General features: G+C 62.8%; 22 protein-coding genes. 12 read left to right on the top strand and 10 right to left on the bottom strand.

Translation table 11 applies throughout. The features are described 5' to 3' along the window. Positions 1–2: 2 nt before the first annotated feature. The 5 genes from ACMYLB_RS01305 to ACMYLB_RS01285 form a co-directional block, all read right to left on the bottom strand. A complete protein-coding gene (locus tag ACMYLB_RS01305; RefSeq protein WP_415909187.1) occupies positions 3–824 on the bottom strand; it encodes a phosphoadenosine phosphosulfate reductase family protein in 822 nt (273 codons plus the stop codon). After that, positions 817–4,275: a hypothetical protein gene (locus tag ACMYLB_RS01300; RefSeq protein ID WP_415909186.1), complete on the bottom strand. Its 3,459-nt coding sequence runs from the start codon at positions 4,273–4,275 to the stop codon at positions 817–819. The genes ACMYLB_RS01305 and ACMYLB_RS01300 overlap by 8 nt, the downstream gene beginning before the upstream one ends. Before the next feature lies 1 nt (position 4,276). Further along, positions 4,277–5,257: a DUF4007 family protein gene (locus tag ACMYLB_RS01295; protein WP_415909185.1), complete on the bottom strand. Its 981-nt coding sequence runs from the start codon at positions 5,255–5,257 to the stop codon at positions 4,277–4,279. A 671-nt stretch (positions 5,258–5,928) separates the two neighbouring features. Continuing rightward, complete coding sequence (locus ACMYLB_RS01290) at positions 5,929–6,702, bottom strand: DUF2971 domain-containing protein (protein ID WP_415909184.1); 774 nt, start codon at positions 6,700–6,702, stop codon at positions 5,929–5,931. A 4-nt stretch (positions 6,703–6,706) separates the two neighbouring features. Then, entirely contained in the window at positions 6,707–7,546 is an 840-nt protein-coding gene (locus tag ACMYLB_RS01285) for an ORF6C domain-containing protein (RefSeq protein ID WP_415909183.1), read from the bottom strand. 1,297 nt (positions 7,547–8,843) lie between these two features. Between ACMYLB_RS01285 and ACMYLB_RS01280 the strand changes: the two genes are divergently transcribed. After that, positions 8,844–9,101 (top strand): helix-turn-helix domain-containing protein, encoded by a 258-nt coding sequence (locus ACMYLB_RS01280; protein ID WP_415909182.1) that lies wholly within the window; start codon positions 8,844–8,846, stop codon positions 9,099–9,101. 44 nt (positions 9,102–9,145) lie between these two features. Here ACMYLB_RS01280 and gmtX read toward each other — a convergent pair whose 3' ends face one another. From gmtX to gmtY, 3 genes are read right to left on the bottom strand one after another with little or no spacing between them, the layout of a single operon-like run. Beyond that, complete coding sequence (gene gmtX / locus ACMYLB_RS01275; protein ID WP_415909181.1) at positions 9,146–9,871, bottom strand: gamma-mobile-trio protein GmtX; 726 nt, start codon at positions 9,869–9,871, stop codon at positions 9,146–9,148. Next, a complete protein-coding gene (locus tag ACMYLB_RS01270) occupies positions 9,868–12,669 on the bottom strand; it encodes a VPA1269 family protein (protein ID WP_415909180.1) in 2,802 nt (933 codons plus the stop codon). The genes gmtX and ACMYLB_RS01270 overlap by 4 nt, the downstream gene beginning before the upstream one ends. Continuing rightward, on the bottom strand, positions 12,666–14,180 hold the full coding sequence (gene gmtY / locus ACMYLB_RS01265; RefSeq protein WP_415909179.1) for a gamma-mobile-trio recombinase GmtY: 1,515 nt from the start codon (positions 14,178–14,180) through the stop codon (positions 12,666–12,668). The genes ACMYLB_RS01270 and gmtY overlap by 4 nt, the downstream gene beginning before the upstream one ends. Before the next feature lie 10 nt (positions 14,181–14,190). Here gmtY and recA point away from each other — a divergent pair, with 10 nt between their 5' ends. Genes recA through ACMYLB_RS01250 form a run of 3 tightly spaced genes read left to right on the top strand, consistent with a single transcriptional unit; the run spans position 14,191 to position 16,556 of the window. After that, a complete protein-coding gene (recA, locus tag ACMYLB_RS01260) occupies positions 14,191–15,213 on the top strand; it encodes a recombinase RecA (RefSeq protein ID WP_415911135.1) in 1,023 nt (340 codons plus the stop codon). A gap of 49 nt (positions 15,214–15,262) precedes the next feature. Then, on the top strand, positions 15,263–15,757 hold the full coding sequence (locus ACMYLB_RS01255; protein WP_415909178.1) for a hypothetical protein: 495 nt from the start codon (positions 15,263–15,265) through the stop codon (positions 15,755–15,757). Between the two features lie 28 nt (positions 15,758–15,785). Further along, positions 15,786–16,556 carry a tetratricopeptide repeat protein gene (locus tag ACMYLB_RS01250; protein WP_415909177.1) on the top strand — a complete coding sequence of 257 codons (771 nt, stop codon included), beginning with the start codon at positions 15,786–15,788 and terminating at the stop codon, positions 16,554–16,556. Between the two features lie 15 nt (positions 16,557–16,571). Here the strand turns inward: ACMYLB_RS01250 and ACMYLB_RS01245 are convergent, their stop codons facing one another. Further along, positions 16,572–17,093: an SRPBCC family protein gene (locus ACMYLB_RS01245; protein ID WP_415909176.1), complete on the bottom strand. Its 522-nt coding sequence runs from the start codon at positions 17,091–17,093 to the stop codon at positions 16,572–16,574. A gap of 2 nt (positions 17,094–17,095) precedes the next feature. After that, on the bottom strand, positions 17,096–17,560 hold the full coding sequence (locus ACMYLB_RS01240; protein ID WP_415909175.1) for a MarR family winged helix-turn-helix transcriptional regulator: 465 nt from the start codon (positions 17,558–17,560) through the stop codon (positions 17,096–17,098). 84 nt (positions 17,561–17,644) lie between these two features. On the opposite strand from ACMYLB_RS01240, the gene ACMYLB_RS01235 reads away from it, so the two are divergent. The 8 genes from ACMYLB_RS01235 to ACMYLB_RS01200 all read left to right on the top strand — a co-directional run bounded on the left by ACMYLB_RS01235 (position 17,645) and on the right by ACMYLB_RS01200 (position 25,992). Beyond that, a complete protein-coding gene (locus ACMYLB_RS01235; protein WP_415909174.1) occupies positions 17,645–18,118 on the top strand; it encodes an SRPBCC family protein in 474 nt (157 codons plus the stop codon). Positions 18,119–18,168: 50 nt separating this feature from the next. Beyond that, entirely contained in the window at positions 18,169–19,521 is a 1,353-nt protein-coding gene (mnmE, locus tag ACMYLB_RS01230) for a tRNA uridine-5-carboxymethylaminomethyl(34) synthesis GTPase MnmE (protein ID WP_415909173.1), read from the top strand. Positions 19,522–19,541: 20 nt separating this feature from the next. Then, positions 19,542–21,398, top strand: coding sequence for a tRNA uridine-5-carboxymethylaminomethyl(34) synthesis enzyme MnmG (gene mnmG, locus ACMYLB_RS01225; protein WP_415909172.1), 1,857 nt, complete (start codon positions 19,542–19,544; stop codon positions 21,396–21,398). A gap of 304 nt (positions 21,399–21,702) precedes the next feature. Then, complete coding sequence (locus ACMYLB_RS01220) at positions 21,703–22,401, top strand: response regulator (RefSeq protein ID WP_415909171.1); 699 nt, start codon at positions 21,703–21,705, stop codon at positions 22,399–22,401. Beyond that, complete coding sequence (locus ACMYLB_RS01215) at positions 22,398–23,675, top strand: sensor histidine kinase (RefSeq protein WP_415909170.1); 1,278 nt, start codon at positions 22,398–22,400, stop codon at positions 23,673–23,675. The genes ACMYLB_RS01220 and ACMYLB_RS01215 overlap by 4 nt, the downstream gene beginning before the upstream one ends. A 212-nt stretch (positions 23,676–23,887) precedes the next feature. Next, positions 23,888–24,547, top strand: a complete 660-nt coding sequence (gene trmB, locus ACMYLB_RS01210) for a tRNA (guanine(46)-N(7))-methyltransferase TrmB (RefSeq protein ID WP_415909169.1) — start codon at positions 23,888–23,890, stop codon at positions 24,545–24,547. Between the two features lie 287 nt (positions 24,548–24,834). Further along, positions 24,835–25,710: a F0F1 ATP synthase subunit A gene (locus ACMYLB_RS01205; RefSeq protein WP_415909168.1), complete on the top strand. Its 876-nt coding sequence runs from the start codon at positions 24,835–24,837 to the stop codon at positions 25,708–25,710. A gap of 72 nt (positions 25,711–25,782) precedes the next feature. Continuing rightward, positions 25,783–25,992: an ATP synthase F0 subunit C gene (locus tag ACMYLB_RS01200; RefSeq protein ID WP_415909167.1), complete on the top strand. Its 210-nt coding sequence runs from the start codon at positions 25,783–25,785 to the stop codon at positions 25,990–25,992. Positions 25,993–26,004: the final 12 nt, after the last annotated feature.

Here is a 26,004-nt window from a genome sequence, read left to right as displayed (position 1 = left end):
GGCTACAATTGGCAGATCAAGCAAGCGCTCTCTTGCTGGGCCTCATGCGCCCGCCCACCCAACGTGGAAATCAAAGGGACGTTCTTGGGCTGGCTCTTCAACCGCTCCTGCTTCTTCTCCCAGTTCCTCTCGATTTCCGCCATGCGTTCGGGTTGTTCCAGGTCGGTGAGCGACTCGTCGTTGCACCAGTAAAAAATGTTACCGTTGGTGCGGTTGGGCTTCTCGTAGGCTTTGGCCTGTTCGTAGAGCTCGGGGTATTTGCGGCGGAGCCGAACCCACTCGATCTTTTGTTGGTAGAAGCAGAAGAAGCAGCCCGAGCGGCTGCGCCCCCAAGTCATGAAGGGCGGCAAGCCTAGCCCGGACCGATTGAGGATGTCGAGCACCCCGGTGTAATCGATGCCGTCTTCGATGAACGGGAACACCGCTTTGATGTTCGGCTTGTGGCTGATATACCCCACCCGCTTCTCGTCCGCGCGAATGCCGACGTAGTTGACGCAGGGACCGTCGCCCACATACGCCTCGAAGGGCGCGAGCTTCATATACTCGGTGCACCAGCGCCGGTGATTGGACGGGAGCATGCCTCCCTTGGTGCGGAGCAGGTGATCGAAAGTCGTTCCGAAATTGGTTCGGATGATCTTTCTGCCGAGATACGCTTCCAGTCGCCCCAGATACTCGTAGGTGTCCGGCAGCTCCTTGTCCGTATCGTGGAAGATGTATTCCATGTCCGGAACACGGTCGCGCATGTAGATCGCGAGGGCGGCGCTGTCCTTGCCACCTGAGAGACTGAGGATATGCTTGAGCGGGGGCGTGGACGTATCAGCCATGGTCGGGGGCGCGGGACTTTTCACTTTCAAGGGTTTCCCAAACAAATTGGGCGGCGGCGGCCATGCCGGCCGCACCGTGGCGGGCCAGCAAGCGTTTCAACTCGTCTTTGGCCTTCTCCACGGTCGCGTCATCGCGTGGCGTCCAGTGAATCACGCGATCAACCTCGTGACCGGTGGGACGCGTCAGCGTGAAACGGACGGCGCGGCCGAGCTTCTCCGGCGCCACGGCCTTGCCATTGAAGCCGACCGCCTCTGTGCGCTCGAACCGGCTAGCAAACGCCACGAGGCGTTGGTGGAATTCGTCCTCGTCGCTGTCGCGCCAACGTTCGGGAGCTTTGTTCGCAACGTAGGTCGCCACGGACTCCGTCCACGCTAGGTCCAGCAAGCCCGGGTCGCCGACGCGATCGGCAAAGACCTTGAGCTCGCGATCGGTGAGCGCATGGCGCACGGCGGTCAGGCGGGAGGCAAATTGCGCCCGGAACTCGGGCACGGTCCCTTCGAAATGGAATGCGGCGAGAATCGCATCCCCCACCCGTTGAACCAAACGCGCATAGGATTCGCGTAGGTCGATCACGCAGGCGTCGAGTTCCTCGGAGAAGCGGCGGGCATCGGCGACCGTGGCCCGAGTCGTCTCAGCCAAGAACGAGGGGAAGCCCAGGGCGCGGGGCAGCGCGTCGAACAGCAGCGTCGCGGGTTCGCGCGCTTTGAGGAATTCAGCGCGCACCCGGCGGGTGGCCGCGGAAAGCTGACGGTCCGTCAACAGGCTGTACTCGGGCAACCGACCGACGAATTGCATCAGCGGTCGCACGATCTGAAGCACCTCCGGCCGTTCGGAGGCAGCGAAGTCCAGGACGGTGGCGACTTCGTTGATCAGTTCGCGCCGGACGCCGCGCACGGAGCAGTGCTGAAGATGGAAGGCTTCCGGCTCTTTCGTCAGGCGCTGGAAGAGGTTGCTGCCGGGTTTTTCGACGAAAGTTCCGTCTTCGTAGATCGCGGTCTGGTCCCATTGGCCAGCGAGGTAGACGGCGAGGAGCAGCGGGAGGAATCCGTCGCGGACGCCGTAGGGCGCGACGCGGAGCGCAGCGAAGAGTACCGGGACGGAGCAGCGGCCGACGTCCGCTTTTACGAGCAGCTCGTGGATTCGTTGGAGACTCGGCGCAAGCCGCAAGGGATCATCGCTGCGCAGCTCCGCCACGGTCCGGAAACGCCAGCCGTCGCGAGTCTTCACGTGCAAGCGTCCCGCTTTGATCACACTGAGATAGATCGCGAACTCCGGCGGATTCTTGTCCGGGTCGAAGCCCAAGTTCTCTCGATCGCCGGCCGTGGCGATGGCTTCGATCAAGAGGGAGCGGGCGCGCGAAGCGGCCGAGCTCGTGACGCGGCGGTTGATCAATTCATTCGCCACGCGCGGACATTCTGAAAATTCCTCGGTGCAGCGCGTGCTGAGATGTCGCACGATTGAGCGGGCCGCCGCGCCGGCGAGAGCCCCGCGCTGCTCGTACCAAGCCAAGGTGCCGCCCTCGCCGGAGCGGAGCTGCACCAGATGGTCGAGTTCTTTCTCCAGCGCGTTTCGTCCGCGCTTGATCTCGCGCTGGACGTGCGCGCGGGCGTAGTTGTCGCCGGTGAGCTCCCGCAGGTTCTTCTGGATCCAGTGCCAGCGGTTGAGTTCGCGGACGATGTCGATGCCGCGGGTAGCCGGAGACGAAATGCCCACGAACACCAGGGGGCCGAGCGGAGAGCGCGGGCCGGTTATCAGTGTGACCGCTTCCGCCACTTCGCGGGCATCGTTGGTCACGACCACGTGAATTTGTCCGTCGGCGCCGACGGTTTCCGGCAGCTTGGTTTTCAAGCCGTCACGGAAACTCGCCAGGTCGAGGTAGTGGACGGAGAAATGTCGCAGATTGCCCGTCTCGATGTAGTGACGGCGGGCGACAACGGAGCGCAGCGGCAGCATCGCGGCGATCGTTCGCGCGGTGACCGATTGGTGCGCAAGCGCGGTGTCGGCCTGTTCCAATGCGGCATCGAGGTTGACGCTGCTGTGCGGCCAGAGAGCGAAGCCTCGCGCGTGGCCACGTTCGTGAATGATCGAAGCATCCTTGTGCAGACGATGAATCGTCGCCGGGGTATCCGGAGCGTCAACGGCCGCGCGCAGCAGTCCTTCGGTGGCCACCAAGCTCGGGTCGTTGATGAGGTTCAGCAGACCAATCGACTTGAGCACTGCGAGGTCGGTGTCGCCGCTGTCCCGGGCTTGCGCCACCGCTGCGTCGATCACTTCCCACTGGGCCGCGTGGCCGTTCAGCAGGCCTCCGGCGAGGTTAGCTTTGAAATAATCGTAGAGGTGCGAGAGTTGATAGAAATGACTGCCAATCCCCCGGGCGTCGGCGAACTCGCGGAAGCCATGCGGTTCGTGCGAACTGAGGAAGCCCACGAGCGAGCGTTCATTCTGCCCAAAACGCCGGAGCAATTTGACCAGCACGGGAAAGACCGTGGGATGCAGCGGATAAAGGCGCGGCGCGATCGCGATGAGAAATTTTTCGGCGGGCGCGGCGCCGTAGAGCCCGACGTGGGTCGCCTGCCGCATGGCTTTCTCGGCGTGCTGGCGCGCGCTGGGCGGAAGGTCGGGCACGCGAATGCCGAGCATTTCCGTGACCAAGGTGATGACTTGCTCGGTGGGCTGCGCGAAAACGATTTCCTTGAAGCGTCCGGCAACCTTTTCCCATTCCCGCCGCGCCGCGACATCGAGGTCCGCACTGTATGTACTGAGACCTTGGTGCAACATAGCGAGAACCACGAGTGGCTTGGCGCCACTGCGGTCCGCACGCTCGCCCAAGAGCTGCAACAAAGAGATGTCTTCGCCCGCGGAGTGAATGGCGGCGTGACGGAGATTTTGGCCGAGTTCGTCCAGCACAAGCACCAGACCATCGGCGAGGCGCTCTTGGCGGAGGGCTTCGCCGTGGGCGTCGATCAGGGCGAGGAGTCCGGTGATGCCGGGTTCAACGCGCTCCAAAGCTTTTGGCACTTTGCGAAACACGCGCTGGCGAAGCGCGGCGAGACCCTTGCGAATGCTGGCTTCCAGCGGTTCGGGCGTGCCACACACGAGCACCGGCTCCAGGCGTCGGCCGGATGGGATGAATTGTCGGAGTTCGGGCGGAAGCTGCCCTTTCTCGCCCGCGGCGATCCGCGCGAAACAGAGCGCGAAGGCGGACTTGCCGGAGCCATAGTCGCCCGTAAGGCGCCAGGCACGTTCGCTCGAGTGTGCGCGCAAGGCGGGTGCGAGGCGGCGAAACAGCTCGGCCCCGAAACCGGTCACCACGTAATCGCGGCTGGAATGCGGATCGTCGTAGTCGAGCGCAACGTTGACGGAGCGGAGGAACCCGGGCCGCACGTGAAACAGCGACGAGATCTTCGCCCGCGCGGAAGGACCCGATCGATCGGAGTGAGGCTGCGGCATATCAGTTCTCTCGGTAAACGTCGCGCAGGATGCTGGCGGATTTGGGAGCACCGGGCTGGCGCTCCAGTTGCCGCTGATTGTTGCTCTCAGCCAAGGCAAACTCCTTGGGCCAGGTCGCCACTAGGCGTTGGAGCCGCTCGTACAAGTCACCTTCGCCCAAACGGAAGACCCGCCCCGGGCTGTTGATGGCGTGACCGAGCTGGCGGTAGCTGCAGGTGCGGTCGTTGCGGCCGACGTCCGGCCAGCACGCGTGAAGGCAATAGCGGAACACGGCGTCGCTGAGACCGGGCTTGCGTCCGTGGTCGAGCGAATAGGTCAGGTCCTTGCCATGAGAGCCGGGACGGGGTTCTCCTTCCCGAATGAAGCCGAGGACGGCCAGCGGACTCTCGAGGAGGTCCTCCGCTACGACGCCGGAGAGCGGTGCCGTGGCTTGAACGTATGTGCCGAGGAAGACGTCGAGGTGCTGCCGCAGCGTCGTGTCGGAAAGCGGCTTGGGCAGTCCAGCCGCGTGCGCGCGAAACGCGCGCAGCGCCTCCTCGTAACTGAACTCGAATTCGGCGTGGAGGTTGAACACCCAATGCCACGCAAAGAAGCGGCGTTCGCGGTTGGTGGTGCCGTTCCAGTGCAGGAGCCAGAGCGTGCGTTCGTCCTCCAAATACGGGTCCGTGCCGCGGGCGCCAAAAACGATTTCGCCGAATTCCGTCAGTTTTGGATTACGTCCGGAGGCATCAAAGGCCGCGACTCCGTAGAGCTCCACCCAGCAGCGAAGCGCTTCGACCATGTTCTTCCCGATGCCAAGCAACTCCATACCCTTGCGGGGATCGGCGAAGGGATCGATTCCCTGGCCGATCGCGTCGGCGGCCTTGGGCAGCCACGGAATGCGCAGGGCAAAGGTCTGGTGCCCGGAAAACAGAAACCGATCGCTGATGGGTTCCGCAGGCCGAGAAATCGAGGGATCAGCTACAGGGGCGGCGGGCGTCAAAGGAGAAAGGAGTGAGGGCAATCGTCAGGTAAATGACCGGGCACTCAGGGTCACAATCCCAATTTCAAATTCCGGATCGTCCGGAGGCCAAAAGCGTTCGGATGAAGAACGCCACGCGCAGAAAGTTGAGTCGGGCCATGGTAGGGGTGCATGCGAAAATCGCTGAAGGTGGCCCGTGCCAAAACTTGCGGGGCATCACGGCGGTGCAATCCCGAATTTGCCGGCTGGCGGCACGACACCTGAAGCCCGTTGCACATGAGGGCTCCACGCGGAACCCGCCACCGCACAAGACCAGTGGCGGCAGTCGGGATCCTGCGGCACCGTCACAAGCGTGGGGTCTGCGGTGCTGAGCTGGTAGGCGGTGCCGCGTCCACTTGCAGGTCTTCCGGACTGCGCGCTTTTGCCTCGCACTTCGCTTAGGGTGCTGGGCGCGGCTTGGCTCGGATAGGTTACCCGCGGGCTTGGCGCTGGCATATGTGTGCATGGACGATTGAGTCGGGCGGAGTGGTGATACGCGTTCGCTACGATGAGCTGGGGGAATGCGAAGAAAGGCTCCGCGCGACCAAGTTCAGGCTCTCTGCCGAAACCAGTGCCGGCGAGTCAGATGGGAGTGTCGCCGTTTCCAGAAAGCGCAATCACACCGCTAATCCGCGAACTGAAACAGCGACTGGCTAACTTCGCGAACTGATTTCGCCGCGAGTGGTCGGAAGGAGTTCGTAGGAGTTGGGCCGTCTCTGCATTTTATCAATCACAACGCGATAGCCGCCACGCGTGAGTATTGCGACCAAGGGCTCAAAGTGCTGCTCGGGAAATCGGTATCCCAGAATGATTCGCTTCAGCGCTTCGGGCGGGAAACCAAAGGTGCGACTGTCACTCAGCACGCGCCATTCCCGTTGAAATTCCCAAGCCGATGATTTGTGCAGCAGCCGATCCTCGAAGTCGTCGGATTCCCGAGGCGGAACGGCCCCATATTTGACCTCTTTAGCCGCCGCGAAACACGGATGCCGGCCATCGAAATCGAGACAGATGCCGCGGTGCTGATCAGCATAGAATGTCCACATCAGGTCGTGGTCTCCTACCGCAGACAGACTGCAGACGAAGAGCGACCGTCGGAACGTCTGTCCAGCGAGGCTTCGACGTGCAGCCCTTGCCTCCGGAGAATCTGAGGTGACCAGCTGGGTCATGCTCGAAAAGCCGTGCTTCTTCGACGCAAGCACGACCGGAATCATGTTTTCGAGAACGAAGCGATCAAGGTCGTGCGGTCCTCCCGTTGGGACTGCCCCGGTGTGTCCGTCATGCGGATCATCGAAGGCGCGGGGGTTCTGGCAAAAAAGGCTGTGGTTAGTCAGAAGCTGTTCGGTGTAGTTCGTTGCCGCGCCGCCGCCATCTGGCTGGCGTTTGAGCGTTGGGGTCCATGCTCGATATTTGAAAAAGGATGGCGGCATCGCGTCAGCGGACTTTGTGCTCTTCTCGCTGTATCGCCTCGGCCAGCCACTTCAGTTGGTTGGGTCCCAGGGAGCGCAACGAGGTGATAGGCTTGGGCAGGTCGAGTTTCGCATGGGCGAACGCATAAACCTGGGGCTTACCCCAACCAAGCGACTTCGCTCGTGCCCAGATGCCTGTGTAGAAGCCATTCCGGTAAGCGACAGGATTCCCGCGACGTAGCCGCGCGTGGTTCATGGCCCGCTGCTGCTTTAGGTATGAAACGGCTTCCTCGAAGCGAGCGGCGGGTATGAGGTGATAGCTTGTGACCTGGAAATGGCTCTTCAGGCGGACCTGCGCAGCCGCATAGTTTGGTTCACCATCGTCGCCCGCGAGACGTTCGGCGAGATCCTTCACCAGTTCCTGAATCTTCGCTTTCTGCGTTTCGGAAAGGTGTGATTCGTCAGTTTGGAGGGTGTGGCGCGTGACGTGCTTTTCGGCGATGTTTACGTCTCGCCCAGCGACGGCAACCCGGTGCCCTCGTCCGCTGACGCGCACGTTGATTTTCGGACTGGCCGGGAGAAGCGTGGCAAGGTGCTTGAGGAGATGAACGAGTTCCAAGTCATCCGAAATGTCTTCGCCTTCGGTTTCCTCGACAAGGACTTCCAAGCGAGCAGGCGAATCGGGTTTGGCTGTCGCTTTTTCGAGAGCATCGGTAGCGTCTGGCTTGCTGGCAAAGCGAGCTTTGAGTTTTGCTTTTACGACTTCGTAGACGTCTTTTAGGGCGTGGTTGGCTAGCGCTTTGGCAGGCTCACGGAGAACCGAGGCCGCCTGCAGGACGAGAGGTAGGTAAGGAGTAAGAGACATTGGGGTAGGTTAGAAAGCCAAGGTGCCCGGCAAGCGTGAGTCGAAGATTTAAGGGGTCGCGCTCGAGCCTGCCGATTTCAGCCACCAGACATGCGTCGAGGCGACGCCTTTCGCTTGGGGTGAGCAGGCCGAAGACCTTTGGCGTTGGCTCCGGTTGCTCAGGCATATTTTCGTATTCGGTTTCACCGTGCCGGCGGAGATGTTTGGGCTGATCCTTTTCCGGAGAGTTGGACCAGTGTCGTATTAAAGTCTGGGGATGGGCCGAGATCAGTTCGGTAAGCGGAGGAGTTAGCTGTAGGGGCGCTCACACATCACTTGCGACTACGCGCCATCGCCAGGACACGCCGCTGCTTAATTGCAGCAAGTTTGACGGTCTTGTGCTGCCCCATGTGAAACCTCGCGAATATAAACATGCGGTCCTTCTCATCAAGACCGTAAGGCACAAGCGCCAAGAGATGCTTCTGCCCCTTTTCCGGTCCCGTTCGCCGTCTGTGATAGAAAAACACGGTGCCACCACGTTCACAACGGTCGACCGCTCGTCCAAGGTATCGACGCAAGTCGGAGACCTCTACCAGCCACGGGATCAATCCCTCAAATGGTCGCTTGGGTCGTTGGCATCTCTTCATGGCACTGATGATATGCCGAGACCTAGGACATAGTCAGTCCGAGCCCCGACCGCGATTGTAGCTGTAATTTTGAAGGGATGGATTGTCGCTGTTTAGGGATGAATCTGTTTCGACTCTCAGGCTACATCCATACAGACGTAAAAAATACAGGCCAACGGACTACGACCGCCTCTGCAGCTGCGGTGGTGGGGCGCGTCGGAGCTGATCGGGCTACTGGGGCGAGGACTTCAACAGGTAATGAGGATTCAGGGTCATCGAACCGAAACAAAATAGCAGCAGTGACCCATCCTTGTGAATCGCGGCCACAATACGAGGATTTCTGGCGTAGGTGGTCGCGGACTCAGCTGTTTCGGCGAGCAAGAAGGATACTTCGGCTTTCGTTTCGAGATACCATGGCGCTACGACGATAGTTATGGTGTGCCTTCGAGGAGGGTTGGTTAGATCTTTAACCAAGAGTATTGACTGGTTCCTGGCCGGGCCCTCCCAAATCTCAACCAGCAGGGGACCCGAATCAGTCACGCCGCGCCAGACTTGGAGCGCGGTTCGTGGCTGACCACGGAGAGTTCCAGCCAACGAAAATAGCGTCAGGAAAAATACAACGGTCTTGGGTATGCAAGGTGTCAGACTGACACCCTTGTGCGGAGAAAAAATGTTAGGGTCAAGGTGTCAAAGTGGCACCGCGTAAAAATTCCCAAACGACTAGAGGACGTAATATCCTAGGCGGGAGAATTAGGGCACTCCGATTGCGGCTGAAGCCGAGCGTCTCGCAGGCGGATCTTGCCGCGCGCGCGACGCTTAATGGCGTTCCAATGGATCGCCCGACTGTTTCCAGAATCGAATCGGGGAAGAAATTCCTACGCGATTTCGAGATTATCGCGATTGCCTCTGCCCTTCGTGTAAGCGTTGCCGTTTTATTTGAATCGAGATGAGTTAGCCTGGCAGCAAGCGCTGTGCGCTGACGCTGAATTCGCGACTATGCAGGGATTCCGCCATCGGTGCGACTCGCCGTGTCAAAATTGGAACGGAGCGTCTTTGTTCCACTGCCCGGCACCGAAGAGGCCGATAGAAGTTTCCGGATTCCGGGGAGAGCGCCGCGTCCTAGCAGCTGGCTGCCTGCGTTGCCGATCAACTCACCCCGGTCTCCTTCGCGTAGGCCGCGTGCAGCCAGCCATGCGGGGTCGACTATGCTCTCTAGCGTCTCGCGCTCGTCCGTTGTTAGACTGACGTTTGTTCCTGATGAGGAAGGGCGGTTGGACTGCGTTCGCATGTCTATCACCGGAGTTCCTCTTGTTAGCTGCTTGAGCGCATTTACTTCAACCCTAAGCCGTCGCCGCTCGGCAATGACCAGCCCAATATATGATCTGATCGCGGGGTCTGAAACGCGCTTGAGAATTTCCGCTTCTTCTGAGGCACCATCCTGCTGTTTGATCGGACGAGCCTTTTCGATGCCAGCCCACTTAATCCATGCGTTGATCAAATCCCGAAAATGTTTTCCTTTGGGCGAGTAAAGTGTGTTGAGGCTCGGCCCTCCCCTCGAGGCGGTCATCCGTCCGATCGTTGCTTGGGAAAAATCAGGCGGGCTTACCTTGTTCAATTCGCGGCAAACCTCCTGTAAGATTCGCATGTTCCGGACGTATCGCTGGTTTGCTTTCCCTTCGAGCAGCCCTTTTAAGACCAAATCAGGATGCGTTGGTGTCATGTCGTGATTGCCTTCGCTGTTTTGTTGTGTGTTGGAACGCTTTCCGCCCGCAGGGCATCTTTCAGGAAAAGGGGGAGTTCCTGTCGCTGTTGAATAGACGATTCCACTTGGTCGAGCGCGATCCTAAGTATCTCGAGTTTTCCTTGTGGCACGGCCCGATTTGCTGCGCGGAGCTCCGCTTCTTGAGCCCGAATTATCTGCTCGGTTATTCTGTTTCCAACCTCAAGCTGTAGACGCCTATCGAACACAAGAAGTGGCACTTGGCCCCGCTCTCGCAAGCGAACCATGTCTAGCAGCTGACTCCGGCGATAAATTGCACTGGTCGCGTCCGACTCGAGTTCCGGATATAACTCGGCGTCAAGGCACACGCCAGACGCGGCAAGCAACTCCGAGTCCACCTGCTCGATGGTCGCTTTGATATCTGTTATCGTTCCCAATGCGATGAGCTTTTCACGATGATCCGGGCCGTCAGTGGTTCGTAGGACTTCCAAGCAGCGCCCCACTACGTAGAATACGTTGGTCATCTCTTGGGAGACGCGGAAGACATCGGTTTCTTGCTTTTCAAGCAGGGACTCGATGCGCTCAAGCTCGCTTGAGTCGAACGGCCTGCCCGCGCGCTCGGCGTCGTATCGCTCGTCTTTCGTGGCGTTCAGCTTCTTTTCGGTGTCATCTCTGATGCGTTCGAGGTCTGCCAGTAGAACGCCCTTTGTCGAAAATTTGGCGCGCAATTCGTCTAAAAAGGCGGGGCCCGTGCAAAGCCACCGGCACCGATGCTCTGCACATCGTCTCGGCGGAACGGATTCTCTGATGTCGTTGGATTTTCCGCCAGAGACGGGTAGCCGCAGCCCGCCGTTGTAGCAGCCGGGGACTTGGCGATTTCCGCTTCTAGGAAGTGTGTTTCCGCCCGCGAGACACCAGCCATCGTGGACCCGGGTCCACGTGTGAGCGCTTCGGTCGCGTGGATTGTCGTGAAGAACTGATCGCGCCGAATCGGGGTCGAGAAGAACGAGAGACTTGGTCAAATCCTCTACTTTTTGTTGTGCTAGCCAGCGGACATAATTTTGCTCCTTGTCTTCATTGAGGCATTTGATGGCGCGGTCCATCTCGTGGTTCAACAACGCGGCATTGAGTTTGGTATAGAGAAGTGTCATTATGATGCTGCTGTGACCAGCAAGCTTCATTAATATAGTTATTGGGACGTTGCCCTCAAAGGCTAATGCGCTAAGGAGGGACACGCGAATCGAATGCAATGGGTGCTTAGTTGTGACATCATTGCTGCGTTCACTAACACGCTTTATTAGGTTTATCGGTGCTCCGCCGACAGTTTCGCCTGATTCAGCCAGGTCTTTTGTGAAATCGAAAAGAAGCTTACCCCATAGCGAATCGAGGGAGCGCTTCGCGATTGGCATCGAGTGGTCTTTTTCCGACCACTTGGAAGGGGAAACCTTTCCCGAGGGCCTGTTGAGCGCGCTCGCGTCACGAAACAAAAAGCAGGTCGGCGGAAGCATGTTTTGCTTAGCCGGACTTAGAACTTGGCCGATATGGCGAGGCTCGGCATCCCGCCACAGCGTCGGGCATTTGATCGGATTATATCGCTCTTGCCAGTTGCGTAATTTTATCAGCCAACGAAGAAGGACCGAGTGCTGCCACGGAACGAAATATCCAAATTCGCTCGCGTCTTTCCCAATATCACCGGTTTTATTGGTGTTGAAGAAGATTCCGGTTAGCTCGTTGTCTTCATAGGGACTACTGAAGGTGCGAAAGGCCCCCTGCGATCGAGAGACGCGCCGCCTATCTGCCCGTTCCAGACGCGCTAGGAGGACCTTTCGATTGGGATTGGGTGCCCATTTAAATCGTATGTCTTTAGGATGGGTTATTGTTGGGTCTACTAATTCGATTCGCATCTCGTCAGCTTCGCCACTGTCTAGCATGCGAACTTGGAACGTGCGTGCGCAGATCTCTAATTTGGTAAGAATTGCAACTGCTCGGGCTGGAGACCACGCTTGGATGACTTCACGCAGCACGGGCTCGGCGCTCTTTGTTTTGGGATTCCACTTTTCGACCGCATAGCCCTTCCGAGACTTGACGGCGACGGTTACCTTGCGAAGCACCAGATCTGGATCATATCCTGGGTCGCCGGGGCGGAGGTCCATCATGGATGCGATTTTCGGATCGTACACCTCGAACCAGTCTCCGGACTGGGTTCCTCCTTTTTGCTCTCCCGTAGCGTTGATCGCCCATTGCCAATCACTGAAATTGGGGCCCGGGGCTAATTTTCCCTTTAGTCTACAGATGAACTTCCACGGCAGCGGCTGCTTCTCAGATTCCGCAACCTTCGGAACTCCGGTGTGGCTTGCTCGTGGAAACGGATTTCTGAATTGGGAGTGTGGCTCGAAGTCTCCGTCGTCCCACTCTCCGAAGCGCCCCTCTGGGTCGTGCTTGAGGACCCAGTCGATGAAGTCGCACACGCGGTTATTGGCCGAGATACCAGCGGGTTTCGGTTGGAAAAGCACGCCGGCGTGTCTTCCCTGTAGAAAGATTGGTTTGGGATTTGATGATCGAGCAAGAAGCTCCTTGGGATTCCAGAGTGAGTTAGCGGCAATATAACCGCGGATCCACATAGCTATCGTGTGAATTCTCGGGCCATAGGAGCCATTTGGCGCCGCAGCAACCTCCCGCATATAAGCGTCAGCCAGCGTTTGCCAGTCCGCAGACTTTGCGCCATAGAGCCTTTGACACCACGAGAATGTTGCGTCTGTGGTAAAATGATAGGGGTCCTTCTTGGGTTTCTTATTCATTCGTGGCGCTCTTCCTGAATGCGATTCAGCCTCTCTAGCGAGGCCTCCCAGTTTTTGATAAAGTCATCTCGAGTGCGCCGGCTGTCGGTCAAAGAGGCTTCCAAAAGTTCATGGTCGGTCCGCTTCACTGTTTCCTGGAGCACAGGTGGCGGGGTTTCACGCAGGCGGTTGAGTCCTGATTCGAGGGCTTCATGCAGCGCACCGTCAGATTCTTGTTTGTAGACGTCCTGGGAGGACGCGGATGCATGGTGCATGAATCGTCGGATTACCTCTTTCTTCAGTTTAAGGCTTTCAAGCCAGTAGCCGTAGCTGTGGCGATGTGCGTGGGGGTTGGTTCCGTGCTCACGACCGGCCTGAAGGCCGATTCTTCGCACGGCTTGCTCGTGGGCGTCCATGTAGCGTTGCACCTTTAAGGGCGCACCTTCTGTTTTGGGATCAAATGAAACCCACGCCCATGGGTGGTTGGGCGGAGAGTGGAGCGACAGATACTGGCGAAGGTAGATCTCCCACAGCTTGAGAAACAATCGGCCATAACCCGGGTGCGCCCAGCGGACCTCGAGATAAAATTTCCCATCTAAAACCGGGTTCTTCCAGCCGGCGCGCATTGGCCCCGCGACGAGTTCTCGCTGCGGTAGACCGTGTCTGGCGAGATACTCTGCGCGGGTGGTGGTTAAGGGGCGGTTCGATGAGTCGCGCCAAGTAACCAGACCCCAGCTCGGGTGGCCTATGCGAACGAGTGCTTTTGTGGTATCCAAAGGGTCCGGGGCGACATCGCTAATGAACATGTGGAAGGGCTCTGAAACCCGAAGGCCACCACCATGTAGCAAAAGGGTGATGAGGACATCGCGAACGTTCAGCTTCATCCACGGTTCGGAATTCCAAGGGCGGGTCGCAAAGCCGTTAAGGATGAGATCTCCGAATCTTTCGGACGGAAATCGCGTCACGGCGTTGCCGTCCACGCGTGGGGTTTGACGAAGCTTGTTGAAACTGTGCCGAACGGTCCCGGCCGCCCGCCAGATCTTACTTTGGGGCTGGAGGTGCTTCAGGAACGAATGTTCTTGGCGGAACATTCGCGCGGCCATTACGCAGATCCGCTCATGCGGGTCCGCTTCGCGTAACGGATTGAGCTCCCTCGTCCGGCTCAGTCTCGAAACAAAAGACGAGAAGGTCGTGAGGTTTGCAGCGATTTGTCGAATTTGAGCCGGTTGCTTAGGCATCCAATACAAGCCGCTAGGGTCGTAGCCGTCCTCGATGCTTCCCAAAGAAAGTCTGTTTAGGAACGTTTGGAACAGAACCGGAGAATTCTGGCAAAGCGATGGGTTCGCCTCCGCGAACTCCAGCAGCAACCGAACGTGGAGCACTAGCTTCCGATGCCACGCCATGGACTTAGTGAGGTGCTCGCACTGGAACTTTAGCAGCGAACCGACGGGAATACCCGCTGAGCTGAAGAGCACCGGTAGCTCCACCGCAGGCCCGGAGTCCGTCAGGACCTTGGTGATTTTTGTGATCACGAATCGAGGTATGGTATGCCGGGACCGTTTTACAATAGAATTGTCCGTTTCAGCATTGTCGGTCGGTGGGCCCCCATCCGAAGCGGTTCAGGGCGGGGAGGGGGCAAAGCCCCCTCCCCTGCGCCCTTCCCCAGTTATCTTACTTTTATGCAAGGCAAGCTTAGGTATGGCAGAGACTAAGACCGGAGAAGAGATCTACGGCCCGGAGTCGTCCGGCAAGACCACCTTCTGCTTGAGCGTCATCGCCGAGGCCCAGCGCCGCGGCGGCCTGGCGGCCTTCATCGACGTCGAGCACGCGCTCGATCCGAAATACGCCAAGGTCGTGGGCGTGAACCTCGACGACCTCCTCGTCTCCCAGCCCGACTCCGGCGAAGACGCGCTCAACATCATGGAGACGCTCATCCGCTCGAACTCCATCGACGTCATCATCCTCGACTCCGTCGCCGCGCTCACCACCAAGGCCGAGCTCGACGGCCAGATGGGCGACGCCACCGTCGGCGCCCAGGCCCGCCTCATGTCGCAGGCCATGCGCCGCCTCACCGCCGTCGTCTCGAAGACGAACTGCGTGTGCATCTTCACCAACCAGATCCGCGAGAAGATCGGCGTCATGTTCGGCAACCCCGAGACCACCTCCGGCGGCCGCGCGCTGAAGTTCTTCTCGTCCATCCGCCTCGACATCCGCCGCAAGGACCAGCTGAAGACACCCGACGGCAAGGTCATCGGCAACCGCACGAAGATCAAGGTGGTGAAGAACAAGGTCGCCCCGCCGTTCACCGAGTGCGAGTTCGACATCATGTATGACGAGGGTATCTCCGCCACCGGCTCGCTGCTCGATCTCGGGCTGGAGCACAAGGTGCTGGAGAAAAAAGGCGCGTGGATCGCGTTCAACGGCGAACTCGTCGGCCAGGGCCGCGAAGCCGCGAAGGACGCGCTGAAGCAGAACCCCGCGCTGGCGGAAAAGATCAAGGCCGCCGTCCTCGAGAAGGCGACGATCAAGCCCGGCGATCCCGCCGCCGGAGCGACCGAGGAATAATCCGCACCGCACGCTTGGAAAACCGGGGCGTCGCGCCGATGATGTTCGCATGAACCTCACGGCCCGGACGCTCCTGCTGTTTCTCGGGATCGCCCTGCTGGCCGCGGCCTTTTCCGGTTGCAGCCAGGGCGCGGCGGAAAACCAGATCCGGGCCCGCCTCGCGTCGATCCGCGAGGCGATCCTCGCCCGCCGCGCGGACGGCATCGTCGAGTTCGGCACGCCGGACTGGCGCTTCGACACGCCCGACGGTCAGACCTTCGACCGCGCGGGCTACCTCGAGCGCACGAAGAAGCTCTTGGCCGAGATCCAGATCGAGTCGCTCGACACGCACATCGATCGCATCGAATTCCACGATTCGCGCGCCGAGGTGACGCTCACGCAGACGATGGTGCGCGGCGAGACCGACGCCACCGGCGCGCGCACGCGCTGGAAGGTGAAATACGGCGAGCGCCAGGAGTGGATCGAGACGCGCGGGCGCGGCTGGCTCGTCGCGCGCGTGACGATCCTCTACCGCCCCGTGCGCTCCGCGCTGCCCAATCCCTGAGCGCCTGCGCGCAGCCTCCCTCTTTCCCATGTCCACGCCCCTTCGCTTTCTGTCCGCTCTGATCGCGGGCACGACCCTGTCGCTCCCGGCGGCTCCGCCCCAGGCGGCGTCGCCGGCGGATGATGCGCCGCCACAGCTCGTCTTGAAGGGGCCGAAGTGGAAGAACGTCGAGCAACTCCGGCGCTTCGCCGCGCAAGGCGATCCGCAGGCGTGCTTCGAGCTCGGCGACCGCCTGCTCAACGGCGACGGTCTCGCCGCCGATCCCGGCGCGGCGCGCGACTGGCTCGACCGCGCGGCGCGCGGCGGCGTGGCCGAGGCGATGTTCCGGCTGGGCAAGCTGCACTACGACGGCGTCGGCGGCCCGAAGGATCTCGAGCTCGCGCTGGACTACTACGCGCAGGCCGCGCGTCAGTGCGTCCCCGAGGCGCAGCACAACATCGGCGCGATGCTGGTGAGCGGACGCGGCGTGAAACGCGACTACGTCGAGGGCCTCGCCTGGCTGATCGTGGCGGAGAAGAGCGGCGCCGCCTCCGATGCGGTCGCGCGCACGCGCCAGCACCTCGCGAAGCGCCCCGCCGACGTCGCCGCGGCCGAGCGGCGCGCCGCCGAATTGAGCGCGCTGCTGGGCGATGCCGGGAAACGCGTGCAGGCCGTCCCGCGCTACACGACCGCCGGTGCGCGCCCGGCGACCCCGCCGCCCATCTCCGAGCCGAAGCCGGACGCCCCGGCGAAGGTGAAGGTCGATCTCGGTCCCGGACTCACCCCGCCGAAGCCGCCGCTCGATTGGCCGAAGCCCTGACGCGCCCGCGGGCGTTCACGGCTCGACCGGCGGCGCCTCGCCGAATTTCGCCGCCAGCTGGCGCAGGTAGCTCTCCATCGTGCGCGTGTGACCGAACACGAAGCGCGCGAGAAAACGGAACAGCGCCGGCCGCACGAAGCCGGCCTCCGTGAGGCGCACGCGCGTGCCGCCCCCGTCCATCGGCGCGAACTCCACCGTCCACCGGCCGCCGAACGGCAGCGCGGGGTCGGCGATCTCCGTCACGAGCCGGTGCGGCGGCGTGGCCTCGCGCAATGCGTAGGTGATCGCCCCGTGGGATGACGTTTCGCGATGGCGGGCGAGCGCGCCGTCGGCCGGAAGGATTTCCACCGCGCTGATGTCGCGGCGCCAGTCCGGATGGCGCGCGAAATCGCGGGCGGTGTCGAACAGCACCGCGGCGGGCTGGCGGATCACGAGGCTGCGCGTGGCGGTGTGCGCGCGCGGCAGCAGTGCGCCGACCAGCCAGGCGAGCGCGACGAGGAGCGCGAGGGAGGCGAGGACGAGGAGGAGGATTTTCATGATCACCAGCGTTTGCGGCGCGGGGCGCGGGCCTGGAATTCGAGCGCCGCGCGCGCGAGCAACGCGAGACCGGCGACGGCACGCCGCTGTTCGCGCGGGGAAAGCTGTCCGAGGACCGCGGCGACGCGCCGGCGGTCGAGCACGGATGTGTCGGCCATCGCCTCGGCGCCCTGCGGCGTGAGCCGGAGCTCGATCCGGCGGCGGTCACGGCGCGCGGGCGTGCGCGTGAGGTGACCGAGCCTCTCGAGGCGTGCGAGTGAGGCGGAGAGTGTGGACGCGGCGACGCCGAGATGGCGCGCGAGGTCGCCGGCGAGGGTGCCGCGCTGCTCGTCGAGGTGGACGAGCAGCGTGGAGTCGTGGGCGGAGAGGTGGTGGCGGTTGGACCTGGTGCGGACGTGGTCGACGTGGCACGCGAGGTAGATCTGGGGATAGGCGCGCTGCACGGCGCGGACGAGGGGCGCGGTCATCGCGGCGGAGGGTAGCGGTCGCGGGAAACTTCGTCAAAGCGAAGGGATTTTGCGCGCGCGGCGTTGTTGGCTAGGCTCCGCGCGATGTGCGCCCAACTGCTCCGTGAACAATTCATCCCCGCCGCGCCCGAGCGGGTGTGGGAGTTTTTCGCCACGCCGCGGAACCTCGACGAGCTGACGCCGCCGGATCTGCGGTTTCGCATCGTGAGCCAGGTGCCGGAGAAAATGTATCCGGGGCTGCTGATCGAGTATCGCATCTCGCCGCTCGCGGGCGTGTGGCTGCGCTGGCTGACGGAGATCCGGCACCTCCGCGAGGGCAGCTACTTCGTCGACGAGCAGCGCCTCGGGCCCTACCGGCTCTGGTATCACGAGCATCATTTCGCGGCCGCGCCCGGGGGCGTGCGCATGACGGATCGCGTGACCTACGAGATCGGCTGGGGGCCGCTGGGGTGGCTCGCGGAGCGGCTGTGGGTGCGGCGGCAACTCGAACGGATTTTCGATTATCGGGCGCGGAAGGTGGCCGCGCTTTTCGGCGGGGCGCCGGCGCGCGGCGCCTGAGGCGGCGTGTTTCCTTTGCGTCGGGCGGCGGTCTGCCTTTCGGTGGCGCGATGGGTTCCCTCCACGACACGATCGCAGCGCTGGCGACGCCCGCCGGGACGGCGGCGATCGCGGTCCTGCGCGCGAGCGGTCCGGAGGTGGCGGCGTTGACGCGGGCGATCTTCGGCGAGCTGCCCGAGCCGCGGGTGGCGCGGCATGCGGATTACCGGGATGGGCGGGGGGAGTTGGTGGATGACGTGGTGTTCACCTTCTTTGCCGGACCCAATTCCTACACGGGCGAGGACACGCTGGAGATTTCGAGCCACGGGAATCCGTTCATCGCGCAGAGAATCCTCGAGGATTTGCTGGCCCGCGGCTGTCGCGGGGCGGAGGCGGGGGAATTCACCAAGCGGGCTTTTCTGAGTGGTCGGATCGACCTCAGCCAGGCGGAGGCGGTGATGGACCTGATTCATGCTCGCAGCGAGCGGGCGCTGGCGGCGGCCAATCGGCAGCTCCGCGGCGCGCTCGGCCGGCGGATGGATGAGCTTATTGCCTTGTTGTTGAATAGTTTGGCTATGATCGAAGCCTATATCGATTTTCCGGACGAGGATCTGCCGGCGGAGAATCGAGAGGCCCTGGAGCGGCAGTTGAAGGAATTGCGGGCCAAGACGCAGCGCCTGGCGGCGACGAATCACTACGGACAGATCCTGCGCGAAGGTATCCGGACGGTGATCATCGGTGAGCCGAATGCCGGGAAGAGCAGCTTGCTGAATCGGTTGGTCGGCCGCGAGCGTGCGCTGGTGAGCCCGGAACCCGGCACGACGCGCGACTACATCGAGGAAACCGTTGCGGTCGGGCAGCATGCGCTGCGACTGGTGGATACGGCGGGACTGAACGCGACGCCGGGTGCCCTCGAACGGCGGGGAATCGAGAAGACCCTCGAGCAAGCGGGCGAGGCGGACCTTTTCCTGTGGGTGGTGGACGCGACGGCCGATGTGCTCGCTCCCCTGCCCTCGCACCTGCGCGATCGCCTGTCGGCGGCCAACACGATCACGGTATTCAACAAGGTCGATCTGGCGCCCGGGCGGCAGCCGCCGGCGAACGCGCTGAATCCGGTGGCGGTCTCGGCCTTGCGGGGCGATGGCATCGAGACCTTGATCGTGGCGCTCGAAGCCCGGGCGGAGTCGTTCCGCACCGAGGTGGGCGAGGATTGGGTCGCGATCAATGCGCGGCATGCCGACGCGCTCCAGCGTGCCGAGGCGGCAGTGGAGGCGGCGCTCGCCGGGTTGCGAGTGGAATTGAGCAGCGAATTGGTGGCGAGTCACTTGCGCGACGCATTGGCGGCCTACGGAGAGATCGCCGGGCGCGTCGACAACGAGCGGATGCTCGACGTGTTGTTCTCCAGTTTCTGCATCGGGAAATAGATTTAATATTGAAATAAATCATGCAGGATCGAGTTTACGATGTGATTGTCTGCGGTGCGGGGCATGCCGGCGTGGAGGCCTGTCTGATCGCGGCACGGCGCGGGGCCTCCACCCTGCTGCTGACTGGCAACATCGACACGATTGCCCAGATGAGCTGTAATCCCGCCATCGGCGGCCAGGCCAAGGGGCAGCTGGTGCGCGAGATCGATGCCCTCGGTGGCGAGATGGCGATCAACACCGACGTGACGGGAATACAGTTCCGCCTGCTGAACGAATCGAAGGGACCGGCGGTCCAGTCGCCGCGCGCGCAATGCGACAAGAAGGCCTACCAGTTTCGGATGAAGCACACCTTGGAGCTGCAGCCGAATCTCCGCCTGTTCCAGGCGACGGTCACCGGCCTGATCTTCGAAGGCGGACGGGTGGTGGGTTGCCGGACGAATCTGGATATCGATTTTCGCGGCCGAACGGTCGTCGTGACCACCGGCACCTTCCTGCGGGGATTGATGCACGTCGGGCAGAACAAGAACGAAGGCGGCCGGCTCGGCGATTTCAGCGCCAAGACCCTTTCGTCCAGCCTGCAGGCGGCCGGCATCGAACTGCAGCGACTCAAGACCGGCACGCCGCCGAGGATCCTGGGCCGGAGCATCGACTTCTCGGCCTTGCAGGAGCAGCGGGGCGATGCGCAACCGACGTTCTTTGCGTTTCACGACACCCGGGGCGATGCGGAGCTGTTCCACGTGGAACAACGCGGCGAACGGAAGCTCGGGTGGCAGCCGGGGGCCGACCAGGTTTCGTGCTGGATCACTTACACGACTCCGGAGTCGGCGGAGATCGTCCGCAGCAACCTCCACAAGTCGGCCATGTATTCCGGCGAGATTGTGGGAACGGGGCCGCGGTATTGCCCGAGCATCGAGGACAAGATCGTCCGCTTTGCCGATAAACCGCGCCACATGCTCTACCTGGAGCCGGAGGGGCGAAACACGAACGAGTATTACATCAACGGCCTCTCCACGAGCCTGCCGCTCGAGGTGCAGCTCCAGTTGGTGCACAGCATCCCGGGTCTGGAGCGGGCGGAGCTGCTGCGCCCGGCCTACGCGGTGGAATACGACTTTGCCCCGCCGCAGCAGCTGTTTCCCTCCCTGGAGTCCCGCAAGGTGGAAAACCTGTTCCTGGCTGGCCAGATCAACGGAACCTCGGGCTACGAGGAAGCCGGGTGCCAGGGTCTCATCGCGGGCATCAACGCCGTGCAGAAGGTCAGGGGAGAGCCGCCGCTCGTGCTGGGGCGGCACGAGGCCTACACGGGTGTGCTGATCGACGATTTGGTGACCAAGGGCACGAGCGAGCCGTATCGCATGTTCACCAGCCGGGCGGAGTATCGCCTCCTGCTGAATCACGGCAGCGCCGAGCTGCGTTTAAACAAACATTCAAGACGCCTTAAGCTATTACCGGATAATCGTTTGAGCGCGATTGAGGCCAAGCGGATCGCGATTGAATCCTGGGTGACCTGGCTCGAACAAAATCGCACCGAAGGCGGACGCTGGGGCGATCTGATCCGGCGCTCGGACTCAGCCCTGACCCTACCCTCCGATCTGCAAGCGGCGGGCGCCGCCGTGCGCGAGGAAGTCCTTTATCGGGTGCGCTATCGCGGCTACCTCGAACGCGAGCTTCGCCAGATCGAGAAACTCAAGGATGTGGACGCGATCGCCCTCCCCGCGGACCTCGACTATCTGGCGATTCCCGGCCTCCGCCGCGAGAGCGCACAGAAGCTCCAGCAGCTCCGGCCGGTCAATCTCGGCCAGGCGAGCCGCATCAGCGGCGTGAATCCCGCGGACATCAGTATTCTGATGGTCAGGCTCGCCGCGGCGAAGCGCCGCTGAGTCCTTGGTGCGCAGGTCGGTCCCTCTCCCGGCGCCGCGGCCGGGCCGACGCCCGCCGCCCGTGTCGCTCCAAGCGCAGCGATTCTCTTTCTTGCGTGCCCCGTCGCAGGCGCGGGCTCCCCGCTTGCTGGCGTCGGATCGTCGCCCGGGTGGATCGCGCAGGCGCCCTGGCCTTGGACGTTTTCAGCGTCGCCGCGCGTGCAGGTTTGGGGGTGCGCTGGGCGTCTCGTCGTGGCTGTAACAATCGCGTGACGGCGCGGAATTGCTCTGGAGCGTTTCGCGTCCGTCACAATACTCGGGCCCAATGGAGAAAAAGAAGATCCTCGTGGTCGACGACGAGCCCGATGTCACCGAGCTCGTGGCCTACAACCTCCGCGCCCGCGGCTTCCTCGTTGAAACCCTCAACGACGCCACCGCCAGCCTCGCCAAAGCCCGGCACTTTCACCCCGATCTGGCTATTTTAGACATAATGATGCCGCACCTGAGCGGCCTCCAGCTCTGCCGGCTCTTTCGCAGCGATCCCAAGCTCGCGCGCGTGCCCGTCATTTTCCTGACCGCGAAAACCGAGCCCCAGGACCGCATCGACGGCTTCGAGAGCGGGGCCGACGACTACCTCGCAAAACCCTTCAGCCCGAAGGAGCTCGTGCTGCGCGTCGAGGCGATGTTCCGCCGTCTCTCCCAGCCTCCGCCGAGCGCCGCGCGCCTGCAGATCGGCGCGATCGTCCTCGACGGCGAGACGCATCGCGTGACCGTCGGCGGCGAACACGTCGAGCTCACGGCCACGGAATTCAAGCTCCTCCGGCTCATGATGGAGCGCCAGGGCCGCGTGCAAACGCGCGAACACCTGCTCGTGAACGTTTGGAACTACTCCGCCGAGATCGAGACGCGCACCGTCGACACGCACGTCCGCCGCCTGCGGGAAAAACTCGGCGCCGAAGCCGACTGGATTGAAACGATCCGCGGGGTGGGTTACCGCATCGCCGAGAAGAAACCCTCGGCATGATCTACCTCGTCCTCGCGGCGCTCATCCTTGCGCTCCTGTTCTGCGGGCGGCTCCTGTTGCGCCAGAACCGGCTGCTCGAGCAGTTGCGCGGGGCGATCCGCTTTCAGCAGCCGCTGCTGAAATCCGAGGGTAACGCCGATCATCTCCCCGATTGGCCCGGCCTCGCCGAGGACGTCAACCGGCTGATCACGGAGAACGCCACGCTCCAGCAGCAGCGCAGCGACCAGCTCACGCAGCTCGAGGCCACGCTCGGCAACCTGCGCGAGGCCGTGCTGATCGTGGACGAGGCGAACTACGTCCACCTGGCCAATCGCGCCCTGCGGGAGATATTCCCCTCCGCGCGCGACCTCGTGAACCTGCGCCTCGAGCTCATCGTCCGCAGCGCCGCGTTCCTCGACTACGTGCGGGCCACGCGCGCCGGCCAGCCGCTGCCGCGCCAGGAGTTCGAGATCAACCACGGCGCGGGTTCCACGTGGATCGAGGCCTCCGGCGCGCCGATCCCGTCGCCCGACGGCAAGTCGCAATGGGCGCTCTTCGTCATCCACGACATGACGCAGCAGCGCATCCTCGAGCGCATGCGCCGCGACTTCGTGGCCAACGCCTCGCACGAGCTCCGCACGCCGCTCAGCGTCATCAAGGGCTATGTCGAAACCCTCGTCGACGGGCACGCGACGATGACCGACGAGGACCGGGCTCGTTTCCTCGGCACGATCCAGCGCCACAGCGACCGCCTCAACGCCATCATCGCCGATCTCCTCACGCTCTCCCGCCTCGAGTCGGCCACCCCGGGGGTGAATTTCGAGCCGATCGACCTGCGCGCCTTCCTCACCGCGCTCGTCGACGACACCGCGCAGCGCCCGAACGCCCGGCGCCACGCGCTCGCGTGCCGCCTCGACCACGCGCTCGGCGCGGTCGCCGGCAACGCCGAGAAGCTCACGCAGCTCTTCGGCAACCTCCTGGACAACGCGATCAAATACTGCCCGCCCGGCGCCAACATCGTCGTCGAGGCCCGCGCCCTCGAGGCCGGCGGCGAGGTCGAGGTGGTGGTGCGCGACACCGGTCCCGGCATTCCCGCCGAGGACCTGCCGCACATCTTCGAGCGCTTCTACCGGGTGGAAAAGGGTCGCTCGCGCGAGAGCGGCGGCACCGGCCTCGGCTTGAGCATCGTAAAGCACATCGCGCAGCTGCACGGCGGCCGCGTCTGGGCCGAGAGCGAAGTGGGGAAGGGCACCGCGATCTTCGTGCGCCTCCCGCGCGCGGTCGCGACGCCGTAGGCCCACGGGCGGCCGACGGATTTCCGCGCCGCGAGGGTCCGGGGGGCCGCCGCCACGCCCGAGCGTCCGTCCGGAGGTGCGCGACGGCTCCGTTTCCGTCGCCAGCACGACGGCATTCCTGCCTGCCCGTGCAGCCGGGGGGCGGTGCGGACGGGGCGTCCCGGCCGTGCTTCGCGCTTGCCGCCGGCGAATGCGCGCGCCGGACTGCGCGCGTGACTTTCAAACCCGAGTTCCTCGCCCGCGTGGCGGAGCGCCGCGCCGAGCTCCAGCGCACGCTCGGGGTGCTGCTGCCCGCGCCGCGCGCGATCGTGTGGGAGGTCGGCTGCGGCCACGGGCACTTCCTCGTGCGCTACGCGGCGGAGCATCCGGGCAAGTTCTGCGTCGGCGTGGACATCATCCTCGATCGCCTGGCCCGCAGCGGGAAGAAGCGCGACCGCGCCCAGCTGGCCAACTGCCACTTCGTGCGCGCGGAGGCGCGGGAGTTCTTCAACGCGCTGCCGGCGGGCATTACGTTCGAGGAGGTCTGGGTGCTGTTTCCCGATCCCTGGCCCAAGGCGCGGCACAACAAGAACCGGCTGCTGAAGGCGGATTTCTTCAACGCCATCGCCAGCCGGGCAGGGGAGGGCGCGCGCTTCTATTTCCGCACGGACCACGAGGAGTATTTCCGCGAGGTCGAGGCCACGGTCGCGACGCTGCCGACGTGGCGGCGCGATCCGGCGGCGCCGTGGCCGCTGGAGCAGGAAACCGTCTTCCAGGCGCGCGCGCCGAGCTATCACTCGCTCGTGGCGGTCAGGACATCACATCCAGCGCCAGCAGTAGAGCTAGCTGGGCCAGGGCAGCCGCCCCCAGCAGCACCCAGGTCGCCTGCATGAACGGGTCGCGCGCGAGCTTGCGCTCGCCGTTGGGGTAGCGCGGCTGGGCAGTGCGCTCGAGCAGGTCGCGGTTGGCGGCGTCCATGTTTTACAAGTCGCCGAGCTCCCCGCGGCGCGCAAGCCCTCTCTGCGCGTCTTAATAGGCATCATTAGCCCGGCGGGGCGAAAATCACGGCGCGGCTAATTCCCCTGCCCGGGGCGGATGAATTTAATTTCAGGAGTTGACGGGCCTCCGCGGCAAAAGCTTCCTGTTCCTTCCCTCCCGAAGGCACCCCATTCGGAACTGCATGCGCATCGTCTCAAAATTCCTCGCACTTCTCCTCGCGCTCGGCGCGACGACCGCCGCGTTTGCGGAGGGTGTCGATCCCAAGGCCTCGGTGCTGTTCGATCTGGGCGGCGGCTGGCGCATTACCAACAGCATGATGACCGGCTGGGTCGTCTCGCTGGTGATCATCGGCCTCATCCTTTACGCGGTGGGCAACCCGAAGGTGCTGCCGGGCAAGGCGCAGTCGGTGTTCGAGTCGGTCCTCGAGGCGCTGCGCGACCTGTTCGAGCCGATCGTGGGCAAGAAGGCCTTCCCCGCGGTGTTTCCGCTGCTCGTCACGCTTTTCATCTTCATCCTCATCCAGAACTGGGCCGGCCTGCTCCCGGGCGTGGGCACCGTCGGTGTCGGCCACGAGGTCGACGGCGAGTTCCACCTGACGCGCGCCTTCGTGCGTCCGTTCACGGCGGACTTCAACAGCACCATTGCGCTCGCGCTGATCTCCTTCGGCGCCTACCTGATCATCATCCTCAAATACGCCGGCCCGAAGCTCATCCTCTGGGACCTCTTCGGCAACAAGGCCGACAAGAAGGAAACGCCCGGCTGGCTCTACCCGATCCTCTCGCTCGTGTTCCTCGTCGTCGGCTGCATCGAGGTCTTCTCGATCGCCATCCGCCCCTTCACGCTCTCCGTGCGTCTCTTTGGCAACGTCTTCGGCGGCGAGAACCTGCTCCACGGCACGGGCTTCTTCCCGGTGTTCTACTTCATGGAGCTGCTCGTCGGCCTGATCCAGGCGACGGTCTTCACGCTCCTCTCCGCCGTCTACGTGGGCCTGATCTGCAACCACGGCGACGACCACGACCACGCGCACGAAGGCGCCCACGGCGAGGCGCACCACTGAGCCTTTCCCGCCGGGAGCGTGCCAACGATGTGCGCACGGCGGCAATCCAACCAACCCAAACAAAACACCACCATGAACCTCCTCCTCGCTGAAATCACCGGCAACATCGCCAGCGCTTTCGGTCTGCTCGGCGCCGCCATCGGCGTGGGCCTCATCGGCACCAAGGCCGCGGAGTCCGTCGGCCGCAACCCCGGCGCTTCGGGCAAGATCCTCGTCCAGGCCATCATCGGTATGGCGCTCGCCGAAGGTCTCGGCATCCTCGCGCTGTTCCTCGCCAAGTAAGCCCGCTTCTTT

The sequence above is a fragment of the Oleiharenicola sp. Vm1 genome, from assembly GCF_047777955.1.
Classification (GTDB): domain Bacteria; phylum Verrucomicrobiota; class Verrucomicrobiia; order Opitutales; family Opitutaceae; genus Didemnitutus.
The sequence above is the reverse complement of the archived record's forward strand: the minus strand, read 5'-3'. Positions and strand labels throughout refer to the sequence as shown.